Annotated in this window: 15 protein-coding genes and 4 tRNA genes; 8 read left to right on the top strand and 11 right to left on the bottom strand. The window is 65.0% G+C overall.

The genetic code is table 11. The annotated features are described in order from the left end of the window. Positions 1-172: 172 nt before the first annotated feature. From clpX to OP497_RS00270, 7 genes are all read right to left on the bottom strand, one after another. Positions 173-1453 carry an ATP-dependent Clp protease ATP-binding subunit ClpX gene (gene clpX, locus OP497_RS00300; RefSeq protein ID WP_280545736.1) on the bottom strand — a complete coding sequence of 427 codons (1281 nt, stop codon included), beginning with the start codon at positions 1451-1453 and terminating at the stop codon, positions 173-175. Positions 1454-1579: 126 nt separating this feature from the next. After that, entirely contained in the window at positions 1580-2200 is a 621-nt protein-coding gene (gene clpP / locus OP497_RS00295) for an ATP-dependent Clp endopeptidase proteolytic subunit ClpP (protein WP_280545735.1), read from the bottom strand. A gap of 88 nt (positions 2201-2288) precedes the next feature. Next, positions 2289-3674 carry a trigger factor gene (gene tig / locus OP497_RS00290; protein WP_280545734.1) on the bottom strand — a complete coding sequence of 462 codons (1386 nt, stop codon included), beginning with the start codon at positions 3672-3674 and terminating at the stop codon, positions 2289-2291. A gap of 255 nt (positions 3675-3929) precedes the next feature. Next, a tRNA-His gene (locus tag OP497_RS00285) sits at positions 3930-4004 on the bottom strand. Between the two features lie 24 nt (positions 4005-4028). Further along, positions 4029-4103 (bottom strand) — tRNA-His (locus tag OP497_RS00280). A gap of 72 nt (positions 4104-4175) precedes the next feature. Continuing rightward, positions 4176-4252 (bottom strand) — tRNA-Arg (locus OP497_RS00275). A 67-nt stretch (positions 4253-4319) separates the two neighbouring features. Next, positions 4320-4396: transfer RNA gene (locus OP497_RS00270), tRNA-Pro, on the bottom strand. A gap of 181 nt (positions 4397-4577) precedes the next feature. Here OP497_RS00270 and folD point away from each other — a divergent pair. The 6 genes from folD (at position 4578) to OP497_RS00240 (ending at position 8432) form a co-directional block, all read left to right on the top strand. Continuing rightward, the gene (folD, locus tag OP497_RS00265) at positions 4578-5462 is read left to right on the top strand and encodes a bifunctional methylenetetrahydrofolate dehydrogenase/methenyltetrahydrofolate cyclohydrolase FolD (protein WP_280545733.1); all 885 of its coding nucleotides are present in this window, start codon (positions 4578-4580) and stop codon (positions 5460-5462) included. Positions 5463-5633: 171 nt separating this feature from the next. Then, positions 5634-6101: an S-ribosylhomocysteine lyase gene (locus tag OP497_RS00260; RefSeq protein WP_280545732.1), complete on the top strand. Its 468-nt coding sequence runs from the start codon at positions 5634-5636 to the stop codon at positions 6099-6101. Continuing rightward, positions 6098-6841 (top strand): 5'-methylthioadenosine/S-adenosylhomocysteine nucleosidase, encoded by a 744-nt coding sequence (mtnN, locus tag OP497_RS00255; RefSeq protein ID WP_280545731.1) that lies wholly within the window; start codon positions 6098-6100, stop codon positions 6839-6841. Before OP497_RS00260 ends, mtnN begins: the two co-directional genes overlap by 4 nt. 18 nt (positions 6842-6859) lie before the next feature. Further along, positions 6860-7150 (top strand): nucleotidyltransferase domain-containing protein, encoded by a 291-nt coding sequence (locus OP497_RS00250; protein ID WP_280545730.1) that lies wholly within the window; start codon positions 6860-6862, stop codon positions 7148-7150. Positions 7151-7160: 10 nt separating this feature from the next. Further along, positions 7161-7505: a HepT-like ribonuclease domain-containing protein gene (locus tag OP497_RS00245; RefSeq protein WP_280545729.1), complete on the top strand. Its 345-nt coding sequence runs from the start codon at positions 7161-7163 to the stop codon at positions 7503-7505. Continuing rightward, positions 7506-8432 carry an alpha/beta hydrolase gene (locus tag OP497_RS00240; RefSeq protein WP_280545728.1) on the top strand — a complete coding sequence of 309 codons (927 nt, stop codon included), beginning with the start codon at positions 7506-7508 and terminating at the stop codon, positions 8430-8432. Positions 8433-8506: 74 nt separating this feature from the next. Here the strand turns inward: OP497_RS00240 and pyrC are convergent, their stop codons facing one another. Then, a complete protein-coding gene (gene pyrC / locus OP497_RS00235) occupies positions 8507-9544 on the bottom strand; it encodes a dihydroorotase (RefSeq protein WP_280545727.1) in 1038 nt (345 codons plus the stop codon). Between the two features lie 142 nt (positions 9545-9686). Here pyrC and OP497_RS00230 point away from each other — a divergent pair, with 142 nt between their 5' ends. Both OP497_RS00230 and OP497_RS00225 read left to right on the top strand, forming a co-directional pair. Further along, positions 9687-10580, top strand: a complete 894-nt coding sequence (locus OP497_RS00230) for a DMT family transporter (RefSeq protein ID WP_280545726.1) — start codon at positions 9687-9689, stop codon at positions 10578-10580. Positions 10581-10642: 62 nt separating this feature from the next. Then, positions 10643-11068: a hypothetical protein gene (locus OP497_RS00225; RefSeq protein WP_280545725.1), complete on the top strand. Its 426-nt coding sequence runs from the start codon at positions 10643-10645 to the stop codon at positions 11066-11068. A 232-nt stretch (positions 11069-11300) separates the two neighbouring features. Here the strand turns inward: OP497_RS00225 and OP497_RS00220 are convergent, their stop codons facing one another. The 3 genes from OP497_RS00220 to OP497_RS00210 form a co-directional block, all read right to left on the bottom strand. Then, positions 11301-12542 (bottom strand): FAD-binding oxidoreductase, encoded by a 1242-nt coding sequence (locus tag OP497_RS00220; RefSeq protein WP_280545724.1) that lies wholly within the window; start codon positions 12540-12542, stop codon positions 11301-11303. Positions 12543-12623: 81 nt separating this feature from the next. Then, entirely contained in the window at positions 12624-13085 is a 462-nt protein-coding gene (locus OP497_RS00215; protein WP_280545723.1) for a TerB family tellurite resistance protein, read from the bottom strand. Positions 13086-13172: 87 nt separating this feature from the next. Then, complete coding sequence (locus OP497_RS00210) at positions 13173-14126, bottom strand: ATP-grasp fold amidoligase family protein (RefSeq protein WP_280545722.1); 954 nt, start codon at positions 14124-14126, stop codon at positions 13173-13175. Positions 14127-14139: the final 13 nt, after the last annotated feature.

Genomic DNA, 14139 nt, shown 5'->3' with positions numbered 1-14139 from the left:
ACGTTCCTCACACGAAATCGGATGGATACCCAAGGAGTGGGGGCGAAGCGGTGGCATTGCAAGGCAACCCGTGCCGGCGCGCAAAAGAAGGGGAGCGGATCCATCGCCCGAGGCTCCTAAACACCTCGCGGATGAAGCCGCTCCCTCATCGGGGCGCGTGGCGCCCGGTGGTTCAGCCGCCGGTACCGTCGCTCCGCTGCGCTTCCTGCTGGGAGTAGATCAGCAGCGGCTCGCTCTCGCCGGCGATGACCGAGGCATCGATCACCACCTTGGAGACCCCCTCCAGAGAGGGAATCTCGTACATGGTATCGAGCAGCACCGACTCGAGGATCGAGCGCAGGCCGCGGGCGCCGGTCTTGCGCGCCATGGCCTTGCCGGCCACCGCCCGCAGGGCGTCCTCGCGGAACTCCAGCTCCACGCCTTCCATCTCGAACAGCCGGGCGTACTGCTTGATCAGCGAGTTCTTCGGCTCGGTGAGGATCTCGATCAGGGCATCCTCGGTGAGCTCGGTCAGGGTAGCGATCACCGGCAGGCGACCCACGAACTCGGGGATCAGGCCGAACTTGACCAGGTCCTCGGGCTCCACCTCGAGCAGCAGGTCACCGACGCCCTTGGTCTCGTCCTTGCTCTTGACCACGGCGTTGAAGCCGATGCCGCCCTTCTCGGCGCGATCACGGATCACCTTGTCCAGCCCGGCGAAGGCGCCGCCGACGATGAACAGGATGTTGCCGGTATCGACCTGCAGGAACTCCTGCTGGGGGTGCTTGCGTCCGCCCTGGGGCGGTACCGAGGCGGTGGTGCCCTCGATCAGCTTGAGCAGCGCCTGCTGCACGCCCTCGCCCGAGACATCACGGGTGATGGAGGGGTTGTCCGACTTGCGCGAGATCTTGTCGATCTCGTCGATGTAGACGATGCCGCGCTGGGCCTTCTCCACATCGTAGTCGCACTTCTGCAGCAGCTTCTGAATGATGTTCTCCACGTCCTCGCCGACGTAGCCCGCCTCGGTGAGGGTGGTGGCATCGGCGATGGTGAAGGGCACATTGAGCAGCCGCGCCAGGGTCTCGGCGAGCAGCGTCTTGCCGCTGCCGGTGGGGCCGATCAGCAGGATGTTCGACTTGCCAAGCTCGACGTCGTCGTCCTTGGCGCCGAAGCGCAGGCGCTTGTAGTGGTTGTAGACCGCCACCGACAGCACCATCTTGGCGCGGTCCTGGCCGATCACGTAGTCATCGAGGGTGTGACGAATCTCGCGGGGAGCGGGCAGGCGCTCCTCGTCGGTCTCGGCATCGGCATCGAGCACCTCCTCGCGAATGATGTCGTTGCAGAGGTCGACACACTCATCGCAGATATACACGGACGGACCGGCAATCAGCTTGCGTACCTCGTTCTGGTTCTTGCCGCAGAACGAGCAGTAGAGCAGCTTGCCGCCTTCGTCCTTGCCTTTGCCGTCGGCCATTCGCGTACCTCTTTCATAGTGACGCCCCCCACAGTATGGCTCATGGGGCGTCGGGTTCACCACGGCGGCCTCGGCCGCCGGGAAACGTCTCAGTGCATGAAGGTCACTCGGGTGAAATTCACGCTATCAGGATGTCGGCCGCTGTTCCAGCACCGCATCGATCAGGCCATACTCGGCGGCCTGGGGGCCGTTCATGAAGTTGTCGCGGTCGGTATCCCGGGCGATGGTCTCGATGTCCTGGCCAGTGTGATGGGCGAGGATCTGGTTGAGCTTGTCGCGGATGCCGAGGATCTCGCGGGTGTGGATCTCGATGTCCGAGGCCTGCCCCTGGTAGCCGCCCAGCGGCTGATGGATCATCATCCGCGAGTTGGGCAGGCAGTAGCGCTTGCCTGCGGCACCGCCGGCCAGCAGCAGCGCGCCCATGCTCGCCGCCTGGCCGATGCACACCGTGGAGACGTCGGGCTTGATGAACTGCATGGTGTCATAGACCGACATGCCGGCGGTCACCGAGCCACCTGGAGAGTTGATGTACAGGTGGATGTCCTTGTCCGGGTTCTCGGACTCCAGGAACAGCAGCTGTGCCACCAGCAGGTTGGCCATGTAGTCTTCCACCGGGCCCACCAGGAAGATCACGCGTTCCTTGAGCAGGCGAGAGTAGATGTCGTAAGCCCGCTCGCCGCGCGCGCTCTGCTCGACCACCATGGGCACCAGGCCGCCGGCGGATTGGGGTTCGAACGGATTGCTCATCTGGGTGATGTCCTTGGATCCGATGAATGGAAGCGTGGGATAACGCCCTGCCCGGCCACGGGGCCAGGCAGGGTGCGCCGCAGCGCGATCAGGCCTGCTTCTCTTCGCCCTGGGGCGCTTCACCCTGGGTCTCGGCCTCGGCCTCTTCGCCTTCCTCGTCGGCTTCGCCCTGCTGCTGGGCCGCGGCGAGGGCCTCCTGATAGCTCATCTCCACGTCCGTGACGCTGGCCTGCTCGAGCAGGACATCGACGGCCTTCTCTTCGAGGATAGCCGACTGGACCTGGGTCTTGAGCTGATCGTTACCCATGTAGTACTCGACCACCTGCTCGGGGTCCTGATACTGCTGGGCCAGCTCCTCGACCTTGGCCTTGATCTCGTCATCGCTGGCCGCGACCTCGTGGCGCTTGATCACCTCGGCCAGCAGCAAGCCGACCTGGACGCGGCTCTTGGCCTGCTCGGCGAACAGCTCGTCGGGCAGCTGGCTGACGTCGAAGTCCTCACCGAGGCCGAACTGCTGGGCCGCCTGGCGCTTGAGGCCTTCGGTCTCCTGCTGCACCAGCGCCTGGGGCACCGGGATGTCGTTGGCCTTCTTGAGCGCCTCGAGCACCTGCTGCTTGACGCGATTGTCGACGGCCTGGGTGGCCTCGCGGGTCATGTTCTTCTTGATCTCGGCGCGGAACTTGTCCAGATCGCCGTCCTCGACGCCGAACTTCTCGATGAACTCGGCATCCACCTCGGGCAGCGCCTGGCCCTGCACGGCGTGGACCTTGACCTTGAAGGTCGCTTCCTGGCCGGCCAGCTGCTCGGCCTGGTAGTCCTCGGGGAAGGTGACCTTGAGCTCCTTCTCCTCACCCGCCTTGGCACCGATCAGCTGCTCCTCGAAACCGGGGATGAAGCTGCCGGAACCGATCACCAGCTCGTGGCCCTCGGCGCTGCCGCCCTCGAAGGGCTCGTCGCCCAGGAAGCCCTGGAAGTCGATCTTGACCTGATCGTCCTGCTCGGCGGCACGCTCGACCTCTTCCCAGCCGGCGCTCTGCTTGCGCAGGGTATCGATCATCTCGTCGACGTCGGCCTCGGTCACCTCGACCACCGGACGCTCGACCTCGGTGCCCTCGATGGACGAAAGCTCGACCTCGGGGTAGATCTCGAGGGTGGCGGTGAACTCCAGGTCCTTGCCCGCCTCGTTGATGGTGGCCTCGATCTGCGGATACCCGGCCGGGTTGAGCTCGTGCTCGGAGATGGCACGCACGTAGCGCTCGCGCATCACTTCGCCCACCACCTCGTCGCGCACGCTGCGTCCATAACGCTGGCGGATCACCGACATCGGGACCTTGCCCTGGCGGAAACCGTCCATGCGCACGTTCTTGGCGGCATCCTTGAGACGGGCGGCAACGGCCTCGTCGACCTCGGCGGCCGGCACCTGGACCTTGATGCGGCGTTCAATCTGGGAGGTCGTATCGACGGAAACTTGCATGAAATGTCCTCTACCGACTGGGGCGTTCTGTGAAAGCGTGAAAAGGGTCAAGGGGGAGATTCTAAGAATCCCGCCCGGTACTGGCAAGCGCCGTGCCTGAACAGATGGGGGCCTGACGGCACATTACAAGGGGCATGACCGGGATTTTTCCGTGCTGGCTGCTGCCGCAGGAGGCAACGGGACGACGGGCGCCATGGCACCGAAAAGGCATTAGGGGGATGAATCGAAAGAAGCGGGACCTGCTGAGGGAGGCAATGGGGTGGATGATGGGGATCGAACCCACGACCACCGGAGCCACAATCCGGGGCTCTACCACTGAGCTACATCCACCACTGCCTGGAGATCATGTCGAGATGGGGTGGATGATGGGGATCGAACCCACGACCACCGGAGCCACAATCCGGGGCTCTACCACTGAGCTACATCCACCACGACGACACGGGTCTTGCTGAAAGCTCAAACGCGTCGGCCGAACCGCTACCGGCCACCCCATGGAACACATGGCGCGCCCAGCAGGAATCGAACCTGCAACCTACGGCTTAGAAGGCCGTTGCTCTATCCGGTTGAGCTATGGGCGCATTCTACGTCTCAGAGCGCCTGACCGCAACCCGAAATGAGAAATAAAACTTCCCAATCAACAGGTTGTGGTCGGGGTGGAGGGATTCGAACCCCCGACATCCTGCTCCCAAAGCAGGCGCGCTACCAGACTGCGCTACACCCCGCCGGCTCTTGCACGGCCCTGACGCCACCGCAGGGGCCTCGTCAAGCGCTGCGTATTCTACGGAACTTTCCCCTCGGGTCAAGCGAGAAGCGCGCCACTGCCGACCGGCCGCTTTGCCTTGGGGCCCGGGCATGCGAAAATCTCCCGCCCCGTCCACCCACCCACCAGCAGAGGGAAGTTCGATGACCGCCCAACTGATCGATGGCAAGTCCATTGCCGCCCGAGTCCGCCAGCAGGTCGCTCGCCAGGTGCAGGCACGCCGCGAGGCCGGAGGGCGCATTCCCGGACTGGCCGTGGTCCTGGTGGGCGAGGACGCCGCCTCCGCCGTCTATGTGCGCAACAAGCACCGCGCCTGCGAGGAGGCCGGCATCCGTTCCTTCAAGTACCCGCTGCCGGCGGATACCCGCCAGGAGGAACTCGAGGCCCTGGTCGACCAGCTCAACGGGGATCCCCGCATCGACGGCATCCTCGTGCAACTGCCGCTTCCCGAGCACCTGGACGCCCGCCCGATACTCGAGCGCATCCTGCCCCACAAGGATGTCGACGGCTTCCATCCCTACAACCTCGGCCGCCTGGCCCAGCGCCTGCCGCTGCTGCGCCCCTGCACCCCCAAGGGCGTGATGACCCTGCTGGAAGCGAGCGGCCTCGAGGTCCGCGGCCTGGATGCCACCGTGGTCGGCGCCTCCAACATCGTCGGCCGCCCCATGTCACTGGAACTGATGCTCGCCGGCTGCACCACCACCGTCTGTCATCGCTTCACGCAGAACCTGGAGGCACATGTCCGGCGCGCCGACCTGCTGGTGGTCGCGGTGGGCAAGCCCGGCCTGGTCAAGGGCGAATGGATCAAGCCCGGCGCCATCGTCATCGACGTCGGCATCAACCGCCAGGAGGACGGCCGCCTGATCGGCGACATCGACTTCGCCCCGGCCGCCGAGCGCGCCAGCTGGATCACCCCGGTCCCCGGCGGCGTCGGCCCCATGACCGTAGCCACCCTGCTCGAGAACACCCTGCAGGCCGCCGATATGCATGACGCCGAGAAGGAGCAAGGAGCAAGGGGACTATTGTAGGAGCGGTGCTTGCACGGCGATGGCTGCCGGAACCCGTTGTAGGAGCCGTGCTTGCACGGCGATGGGTGCCGAGCTAAGCAATTCGCGGTGCAAGCACCGCTCCCACATGCACCGTATCGCGAATTCCGCTAGAATCGCGCCTCCATTTTTCCCGACTCGCGAGGTCGCCCGATGACCGACCAGAAGATGAACGTCGAAAGCTTCAACCTCGACCACACCAAGGTGAAGGCCCCCTACATCCGCCTTGCCGACATCAAGACCGGCGAGCACGGCGATACCATCCACAAGTACGACATGCGGATCTGCCAGCCCAATCAGGACCACATGGAGATGCCCGGCCTGCACTCCCTGGAGCACCTGATGGCCGAACTTTCGCGCAACCACTCCGACAAGGTCGTCGACATCAGCCCCATGGGCTGCCAGACCGGCTTCTACATCGCGATGATCAACCACGACGACTACGACAGCGTGCTCGATCTGGTCGAAGGCACCCTCAAGGACGTGCTGGTGGCAGACGCGGTGCCCGCCTGCAACGAGATGCAGTGCGGCTGGGCGGCCAGCCACAGCCTGGAGGGCGCCCAGCAGATCGCCCGCGGTTTCCTGGCCAAGCGTGACGAATGGTCCCGGGTGTTCGCATGAAGCGCATCGGCATCATCGGCGCCATGGCCCAGGAGGTCGCCGCACTCGCTTCCCAGCTGGAGGATCGCCGCACCCGCCAGCACGTGGGCTGCACCTTCCACCTGGGCAAACTGCATGGCGTCGAGGTGGTGATCCTGCAGTCCGGCATCGGCAAGGTGAATGCCGCCATCGGCACCACCCTGCTGCTGGACGTCTACCATCCCGAGGCGATCATCAACACCGGCTCCGCCGGCGGCTTCGGTGAGGGGCTCGAGATCGGCGACGTGGTGGTCTCCAGCGAGGTGCGCCACCACGACGTGGACGCCGTGGTGTTCGGCTACGAGCACGGCCAGGTGCCCAACATGCCCGCCGCCTACTTCCCGGATGCGCGGCTGGTCACCATGGCCCGGGAGTGCGTCGAAGCGCTGGACGAGGTCAAGGTCGTGGAGGGCCTGATCGCCACCGGCGACGTCTTCATGGCCTGCCCCGAACTGGTGGCGACGACCCGCTCGCGCTTCCCCACCATGCTGGCCGCCGAGATGGAGGCCGCGGCGATCGCCCAGACCTGCCATCACTATGGCTGCCCCTTCGTGGTCATCCGCGCGCTCTCCGACATCGCCGGCGGCGGCGACAACCACCTCTCCTTCAGCGAGTTCCTGGAGAAGGCCGCCGACCACTCCACGCGCATGGTCACGGCCATGGTCGACCGCCTGGCATGCATGGAATCTGCGCCCTATCCTGAGGTCGAACAAGCGACTTGATCGCAGTCAGGAGTCTCCATGCTACTCGATGAACTACACGAGAAGCGCCATGCCATCATCAATGCCGCCAGGGCTCACGGGGCCCATGGCATACGGGTATTCGGTTCCGTGGCTCGGGGGCAGGAAGATCAGGGCAGTGATATCGACTTTCTGGTGGATTTCGACAAGGGCTATGACCTCTTCACTCAACGCATGGCGCTTGCAGAGAGGCTTGCTGAGATTACGGGTCACGACGTCGACTTGATTCCCCTCCACGAACTCAACCATCACATCAGGGACGCTGTTCTCGCGGAAGCCCGAGAGTTATGAGCAAGGAGTCATGAGCAAGGAGTGGCAGCTCTACGCCCAGCATATTCTTGACGTCATCGAGAAGATTGCACGCATCAGACAGCGTGGCGACATCACCGAAGATGACATCCTCTATGATGCTGCCCTGAGGAACCTCCAGACCCTGTCTGAGGCAACTCAGCGCCTACCCGACTCGAAGAAATCCCGCTATCCGGATATCCCCTGGCAGCAGATCAGTGGTTTCCGAAATATTCTGGTTCATGAATACCTTGGCCATATTGACCCCATCACCGTTACCCGCGTCATCGACCAGCATCTGGAACCACTGGGTCGAGCTGTCCGGGAGATGCTGGCCGGTGAAAATGGGTGCCGGTAGATGAATGACAACAACCTCGCGGCACAGGCTCACTGGTCGCGAAGACTGGTAATCGCCCTGCCCCTGCTGCTGACCGGCTGCGCCACTCATCTGGGCCCCAATGGTCCGGTCACGCCCTCGGACGAGGTGGCGCCGGCCCGCTACGCCGTCGAACGCCTGGCGCCACTCACCTATACACCACCCGACTGGCCCGAGGCGCTGGAGGCGCGCGTCCTGCTACCGGACACCCCCGACGACCGGCTGCGCCCGGCGGCCCTGCTGGTGCATGGCGGTGGCTGGCAGCGGCGCAGTCCCGACGACATGGACGAGATCGCCGAGAGGCTCGCCGAACGCGGCTACGTGACGGTCAATATCGCCTACCGCTTCGCCCCGACCTACCGCTTTCCCGCCCAGCTCCACGACCTGCAGCAGGCCATGGCCTGGATCCACGAGCGGGCCGAGGCGTGGCGCATCGACACCGGCCGCATCGTCGGCGTCGGCTACTCCAGCGGCGCCCACCTGGTCAGCCTGCTCGGGGTGGCCGGCAATGTCGGGGCCCTGAGCGAGCCTTACGGCGGCGATCACGCCCGGCTCGCGGGGGTGCTGGGCGGCGGCCTGCCGAGCGACCTCTTCAAGTTCGCTGACGGGCGGCTGGTGGTGGAGTTCATCGGCGGCACCCGGGCGGAGAAGCCCGAAGCCTACCGACTGGCCTCGCCGATCTACCACGTCGATGCCAACACGCCGCCCCACTTCCTCTTCCACGGCCGCTGGGACAGCCTGGTCCCGGTGGACCATGCCACCGACTTCCACGCCGCACTCCTCGCCCAGGGGGTGGAGAGCGAGCTCTACCTGCAACACTACCGTGGGCACTTCACCAGCTTCCTGACCCGCGACAGCGCCATCGAGGCCGGCATCGCCTTTCTCGACCGGCAACTACTCGACGATTAAGCCAGCGCCTGGAACGACAGCGGCCGCCCCTCGGGGCGACCGATTGCTACTGTCGCGCTCACTGGTGACTGGCATCAGTCTTTCAGCTTCCACCCCAGCGTCTCGCCGGCGGCCAGGGGCACGATGGTCTGACCCTCGGCATAGGGCAGCACCTCGGGCAGCTGCCAGTGCTCGCGCACCAGGGTGACGGTGTCGGCATTGCGCGCAATGCCGTAGAAGTCGGGGCCGAAATGGCTGGCGAACCCCTCCAGGCGCTCCAGGGCCCCGGCCTGCTCGAAGGCCGTGGCATAGAGCTCCAGGGCCGCCGGCGCGGTGTAGGCCCCCGCGCAGCCGCAGGCACTCTCCTTGTCGCCACGGGCATGGGGCGCGCTGTCGGTGCCCAGGAAGAACTTAGGGCTACCCGAGGTCGCGGCGGCCAGCAGCGCCTGGCGGTGGCGTTCGCGCTTGAGAATCGGCAGGCAGTAGTAGTGGGGGCGAATGCCGCCCACCAGCATGTGGTTACGGTTGAACAGCAGGTGATGGACGGTAATGGTGGCGGCGACATTGGCCGGCGCCGCGGCCACGAAGTCAGCGGCCTGCGCCGTGGTGATGTGCTCGAAGACCACCTTCAGGTCCGGATGGCGCTCGAGCAGCGGCTTCATGACCCGCTCGATGAACACCGCCTCGCGATCGAAGATATCGATATCGGCGTCGGTGACCTCGCCATGCACCAGCAGCGGGATGCCCAGCCGCGCCATGGCGGCTACGGCCGCGTCGCAATGGGCCAGGTCGGTCACGCCGGACGCCGAATTGGTGGTCGCCCCGGCGGGATAGAGCTTCACCGCCTGCACCAGGCCACTGGCATGGGCCCGCTCGATCTCATCAACCGGCGTATCGTCGGTCAGGTAGAGAGTCATCAGCGGCTCGAAAGCGGCCCCGGCGGGCAGCGCCGCGAGGATCCGCTCGCGATAGGCCAGCGCCTGTTCGGTGGTGGTCACCGGCGGCCTGAGATTGGGCATGATGATGGCACGGCCCATCTGGCGGGCACTGGCGGCCACCACGGCCGCCATGGCCTCGCCGTCGCGCAGGTGGAGGTGCCAGTCGTCCGGGCGGGTCAGGGTAATCGAGTTCACGGCGGGTCCTGTGTCGAAAGCGTGGGTGTCGGCATGACCAAGGGTGGCACCAGTATATCGCAACCCCGCCGCCACCCCGAGCCCACGCCAGGCCGTTTGTCTGCTAACATATTCGACCGCTTTTCCCATCCCCCGGAGCCCGATGCCGCCCATTGACCCGACACGCTCGCCCCTGCGCGCCGACCTCCTGCTGCTGCTGGTCACCCTGCTGGCCGCCGCCGGCTGGATCTTCTCCAAGGAGGCGCTGGCCGGCATGCCGCCGCTGCTGTTCATCGGCACGCGCTTCTTGATCGCCGGGGGCATCCTGTCTCTCTTCGCCCTCCCCGCCCTGCGCCGGCTCGCCCTTGCCGACTGGCGGCGAGCCGCAGGCGTGGGCCTGATCTTTAGTGCCGCCATCTCGCTATGGGTGCTCGGCCTTCACCACTCCCGCCACCTCGGCGAAAGCGCCTTCATCAACAGCCTGGGCATCCTGCTGGTCCCGGTGGTGGCACGCCTGCTGTTCGGCGACCGGCCGCCGCGCACCACCTGGATCGCCCTGCCGGTGGCGCTGGTCGGCTTCATGCTGCTGTCGTTGAATGCGGGCTTCCGGATCGAGCCCGGCCAGTGGCTGATCGCCGGCTCGGCGCTGGTCTTCTCGGTGTTGATCAATGCCAACTCGCGGGTGGTGCGCCGTGTGCCCGCCCTGCCGCTGACCGCCATCCAGCTGGTGGTGGTGGGCCTGGTGCTCACCCTCGCCTCCCTGCCCGTCGAACCCTGGCCGTCACGCCTCTCGGCGGCCACGCTCGGCTGGGTCGCCGCCAGCATCCTCTTCGCCAGCACCCTGCGCTTCTTCCTCCAGGTCCACGCCCAGGGCCTGACCACCCCCAGCCATGCCGCGGTCATCCTGATGCTCGAGGCGGTCTGGACCGCACTGATGGCCGCCTGGTGGTTCGGCGAGACCATGACGCTGCTCCAGCTGCTGGGCTGCTCGCTGATATTCGCGGCCCTGCTGATCAACCGCTGGTACTGGGTACGGCGACTCTTCAAGCGGCGCTGAATGCCGTATCATGGCGCCAGCGTGCGCATCGCCACCGACGCTCGGCCACCCATGAGGACTCGATGCCCAAGGTAAGACACTACGCCGATATCGTTGCCATCCTCGCCGGCCTGATGTGGCTGGTGCTCTACTGGTCGGTCAGCATCTCCGCGCACCTGGGCAGCATCGAACCCAGCCTCGCCGCCCTGTTGATGTTCGGCAGCCTGATCCTGATCAGCTTCGTGCACCGCCCCATCCGCGTGCTGCTCGGCCGCTACCATGTCCGCAAGCGACGCACCGAGATGTGGATGCACATCCTCGCCCTGCCCCTGACCCTGGCCTTCCTGCTGGCCATCGTCATCGACCACCTCATCACCCCGATGAACGGCGAGCAGAAGATGCTGCTGTTCAACGTGCTGGCCACCGCCGGCTGGCTGGTGTTCGTCTTCACCCTGGTGATCAAGCTGCTGTGTCACCTCGTTCAGCAGAAGCGCAAGGCCAAGCGATAAGCCGTCCACAAGGGTGCGGGATCCCCATCGCGTGCAAGGGGAGAAGCCCTTGTGGGAGCTGTGCTTGCACGGCGATTAGTGCTCTCCGCACTTCGCGGTGCAAGCACCGCTCCTACAAACTCGCTTAAGCAGATCAGGCACCCTGTGGGAGCGGTGCTTGCACCGCGATTCGAACAGCCGAGCGCAAATCGTCGTGCAAGCACGGCTCCCACAACGCCTTATACCCCCCCCTTCAGAACCTCTCGGCCCGAAACGGCGCCATATCGATTTCCGGACGCTCACCGTCCATCATCTGGCCGAGCAGGCGGCCTGTGGCCGGGCCCAGGGTGAAGCCCTGGTGGCCATGGCCAAGCGCCAGCCAGAGCCCCTCCTGCCCCGGCGCCGGGCCGATCACCGGCTTCATGTCCGGGGTGCAAGGCCTCGCGCCTTTCCAGGGCTCGGCATCCAGCCGCTCGCCCAAGGGAAACAGCTTTTTCGCTACACGCTCGGCGGCGGCCAGCTGTTGCAGGTGCGGTGGCGCCTCGAGGCGCTCGAGTTCCGCGCCGGTGGTCAGGCGAATGCCCGCCTGCATGGGAGCCAGCAGATAGCCGACCTCGGCGTCCATCACCCAATGGCCGAGCCTCGCCGAGCCCGTCGCGCCGTAATGCATGTGATAGCCGCGCTTGACGAACAGCGGTATCTCCAGCCCCAGGCGTGAGAACCAGTCACGCGACCAGGGGCCCATGGCCATCACCACCTGCTCGGCGTCCAGTTCACCCTCGGAGGTGGCGACCCGCCAACCGGCGCCATGGCGAGCGACGTCGGTCACGTCCGCCTGCAACACACGCCCCCCTTCCGCCTCGAAACTGCGGGCATAGGCCTGCACCAGGCCGCCGGGGTCGGCCACCGTCCAGGGCTGCTCCCAGTGGATCGCCCCGGCCAGCTCATCGCTCAGGTCGGGCTCCAGGGTCGCGAGTTCACTCGCATCAAGCGCCCGGTAGCGGACACCGAACCGCTCGGCGTTGGCCTCGGCATCCCGCAGGCGCGCCGACATGGCCTCCCGGGTGCGATAGACCTCCAGCCACCCCTCCTTGCGCACCAGGGCGTCGGCCCCGGCCGCCTCGACCATCGGCGCATGGGCCTCCAGCGACAGGCAGATCAGCGAGGCGTATTCGGGCACGATGCGCGCATAACGCTTGGGGGCGGAGTTCTGCCAGTACTGCAGCAGGGCCCCGGCGGCCCGCACCATGCCACCGGGCCGGTAGCGGATATCCACCTGGCGGTTGGGCAGCACCCGCAGCATGGTGGCGAGATCCCGCGGGAAGGGATAGGGACGCACGGCCTCGCGCTGGATGATGCCGGCATTGCCGAAGGAGGTCTCGCGCCCCGGCTCCCGGCGGTCGACCAGGGTCACCGAGTGCCCACGTCGGGCCAGGTACCAGGCGACCGATACGCCGACCATCCCGGCACCCATCACCACGATCTCGCGCGCCATCTCTGACTCCTTGTCTGCTGTTCGGGGGGCTGGAACCGAGCATGCACCTCAGCGGCGCAGAGGGAAAGCCGCGGCTCGCCCTCAGTGGCTGGAATCATCCTCCCGCACCCGCAGCTTGGCCCGGATGAAGTCCGAATGGCTGACATGCAGCAGCTCCGCCAGGCGCCGGATACGGTGCTCCTCGAGATGGTGCTGCTCGCCATCGGCCAGGGCCAGCATCCACATCATCCTCACCAGCTCGACGCGCCTGCCGTAGTCATAGTGCTGCTTGATCAGGCTGACGAACTGGTAGTGGTCCACGGCCGACTCGGCCTCCTCCCGGGCCATTCGCATCAGCGCGTCGAGGTCCGCGTCCGCCAGATCTAAGCGCCGCTGCAGCAGCTGGCGCAGCAGGGCGACCTCGCTGTCGTCGAGGTGGTAGTCGGCACGTGCCACCTCGAAGAGCAGCGCGGCCGCGGCGAGCTCCAGGGTGGGGGCATCGTCGCGCTGCGCCTCGGGTTCGGCCAGGGCCTGCTGGAAGAATCGCTGGATACTTGCGAGCACATCGAACTCCTTTGGTCATCTCGCAGGATAGGACAGGCACCGGGAAGCGGGGTTCGATCGATGGCGGCAGAGAAGTCGGAAAGTCATTCAGAGAGCCTCGTGGCTGGCTTTAGGCTCGTAGCGCCATTTACCCCCCAGTGAAAAATCAATCGCCTTCGGCAGCGTATTCCCGAAACCATTGGCTGGACACTGAGTGATCTCGCCAAACAGGATATCTCCCTCATGAAGGTAGAAATCAACCCTGACAAAATCAAAGTGCCTACCGATACACTCCGCCAACTCCACCATATCGGCCACACGGACATCAAGCTTTCTTCCATTCACCTCATTACCAGGGAATTCGCCATGAGCCTTCAAGTCCCTATCAAAGAAAGACTCCACCTTCTTATTCTCTCTATCGGCAATAGTTTCAATCAATTGAACACGACCATGGAAGACGAAGAACTTGTAGTCATCCAGCATCCGCTTTCCCGGTTCCGAATAACGCCTCTCCACCAGGAACACCCTGCGCACCTGAGTATCGGTCCATGCCAGGTTCAAAGGCTTGAAGGGTTGGTGCTGCCAATCGATAAGTCGCTGCCGAATGCTCGCCCAATCCTCCCGCTCGGCATCATCGACAAACAGATTGTATCCTGAGCCCCAGGCGGCTTTTATTACCAAGGGCCCCTCAAGCTTGGAAAAATCATAACTCTTCGCATCCTCGATAACATCCATAAGCGGCAAGAATCCGAGCCCATTATCCAGTCCATTCTGACTGAGCCATTGACGGACCAGCAACTTGTCGGTAACGACTGGCCACAAGGCGTTCCTCGAGAATAGTCGCCTATGAATTGATTTCTCGTTGAAGCTTCGGGGGTTACGTATACTGGGATAATAGTCAAGTTTCACCTTGCACTTCAGGCGGGTATACAGGAACCCCGTCGCTTTCTCGAACCTGAAGAACTGCTCATAGCTGCGATCCACGCCGAGTCGGTTGACCAGCCTGGTCCAGTAGTTGAGGAGGCGGTAATCCCACTGGCTGCCTCTCCGTTGCATTCCCATCGCCATGCTCCCG

This window comes from Halomonas sp. 11-S5, from assembly GCF_029889825.1.
In the GTDB taxonomy this organism is placed as follows: Bacteria; Pseudomonadota; Gammaproteobacteria; order Pseudomonadales; family Halomonadaceae; genus Halomonas.
This window is presented reverse-complemented; position numbering and strand designations above follow the sequence as displayed.